This is a genomic window from Streptomyces sp. URMC 126, from assembly GCF_051386555.1.
In the GTDB taxonomy this organism is placed as follows: Bacteria; Actinomycetota; Actinomycetes; order Streptomycetales; family Streptomycetaceae; genus Streptomyces.
Genome location: NZ_JBPQTX010000563.1, coordinates 1 through 2114 on the forward strand (window position 1 = coordinate 1; position 2114 = coordinate 2114).

Below are 2114 nucleotides of genomic sequence, written 5' to 3' on the forward strand. Positions count from 1 at the left end.
GCGCGGGGGCGCTCGGGGGGGGGGCATTCCGCCCGTTCCGCGGTGTCGCGGAGCGGATACGGCCGTCGCACGGACCGGCGGCGGGACACGGGACGAGACCCGAAGGAGAGGAACGGCCCATGACACGGGTCCTGTTGATCGAGGACGACCCGGCGGTGCGCCGTGGCGTCGCGTTGGGGCTGCGCCGTGGCGGGCACGAGATCGAGGCGGTCGCCACGGGCGAGGACGGCCTGGAGTCGCTCGGGCCGTTCGCGCCGGACCTCGTGCTGCTCGACCTGATGCTGCCCGGCATGAGCGGCCTCGAGGTGTGCCGGCGGATCCGCGCGACGAGCCGGGTGCCGATCGTCATCCTCTCCGCCCGGGGTGACGACATCGACGTCGTGGTCGGTCTGGAGGCGGGCGCCGACGACTACATCGTCAAACCCGCCGGCACCGAGGTCATCGAGGCCCGCATGCGCGCGGTGCTGCGTCGCGTCGCCCCCTCCCAGCCCGGCCCGGGAGAGCGGAACGGCCCCCTCGTCCACGGCGATCTCACCATCGACCCGGAGGCGGTCAGGGTGTGCAAACACGGAACGGAGCTCACCCTCGCGCCCTCCGAGCTGAAGCTGCTCCTCTTCCTGTCCGCCTCCCCCGGGCGGACCCACAGCCGCCGGCAGCTCCTCGAAGAGGTCTGGGAACACAGCTACTACGGCGACGCCCGGCTCGTCGACGCCTGCGTGAAACGCCTGCGCTCCAAGATCGAGGACGACCCGCGCAACCCGCGGTACGTCCAGACCGTGCGCGGCTTCGGCTACCGCTTCGGCCCGCTGTGACCCGCCGTCCGGGACGCCCAGCGCTGTGGCGCCGGCCGCTGTGGCGCCGTCCGCTGCCTCGTCTGCCGCGCCCTCGGGGCCTGCGGGTCCGGCTGATCGTCGGCTTCGTCGTCGTCGCGGCGGCGAGCGCCCTCACCGCCGCCGCGCTCACCTTCCGTGAGGCGCGGGCGGCGATCCTCGACCGCGCCCGCGACAGCGCCGTGCACGATCTGCGCGTCCAGACCGACTCCTTGGCCCCCGACCTGCCGGCCGCCCCGGGGGCGGCGGACCTGCGGGCCCTGACGCTGCAGCTCGACCGCGCGGGCGGTTCCCGGGACTGGCGGACGGCCGCCGCCTACCGCGACGCCTCCCCCGTCACCGCGGCCTCCCCGCCTCCCGTGCTGCCCACCGCCCTCCGCGAGGCGGCGCCCTCCGCGCGGACCGCCGTCGTCCAGCGTTTCCACCACGCCGGGACGCCGTGGCTGGCCGTCGCCCTCCCGGTCGTCCGCGACGGCGAGCCGGCCCGCCCGTCCGGCCTCGTCGTCTACGCCTCGTTCTCCCTCGCCGACCAGGAACGGGACGTCCGCGCGCTGGTGGCGGCGGCACGGGCCGGCGCCCTGCCCGTCCTCCCGCTGTCCGTCGTCCCGGCGCTGCTCGCCGCCCGTCGCGTGCTGCGGCCGGTACGCCGGCTGCGGTCGGCCGCCGAGAACATGGCCGCGGGCGCCCTCGACACCCGGATCCGGGTCACGGGCGACGACGAACTCGCCGATCTGGGACGGACGTTCAACACCATGGCCGCCACCCTCCAGGCGGACGCCGCCACGCTGCGTGCCATGGAGGCCCGGGCCCGGCGGTTCGCCGCCGACGTCTCCCACGAATTGCGCACCCCGCTCGCCGCCATGACCGCCGTCACCGGCGTCCTCGACCAGGACGCCGCCTCCGGCCGTCTCGACCCCGAGACCGCCGAAGCGCTGGAACTGGTCGCCGGCGAGACCGGCAAGCTCGTCCGGCTGGTCGAGGACCTGATGGAGATCTCCCGGTTCGACGCGGGGGCCGCCACGCTCGACCTCGACGACGTCGACGTCCCCGAACTCCTCCACAAGACGCTTGCCTTGCGGCACTGGGGTGACCGGGTCGGCCTCGACGTACCGCCCGGCCTGCGGGCCCGCCTCGACCCCCGCCGGGTCGACGTCGTCCTGGCCAACCTCATCGGCAACGCCCTGCGCCACGGCGGCCCGGGCGGGCCCGTACGGGTCCGGGTGCGGGCGGAGGGAGCCGAGGTGGACGGGGGTACGCCGGAGGCGCGTCCGCGGGCGGGTGGCG

Annotated in this window: 2 protein-coding genes; both read left to right on the plus strand. The window is 75.8% G+C overall.

From position 1 onward, the window contains the following. The first annotated feature begins 119 nt into the window (after positions 1-119). Entirely contained in the window at positions 120-812 is a 693-nt protein-coding gene (locus ACSNOK_RS32695) for a response regulator (RefSeq protein WP_436784420.1), read from the plus strand. After that, on the plus strand, positions 809-2114 hold a 1306-nt coding region (locus ACSNOK_RS32700), incomplete at its 3' end, for a HAMP domain-containing protein (RefSeq protein WP_436784421.1). The genes ACSNOK_RS32695 and ACSNOK_RS32700, both read left to right, overlap by 4 nt.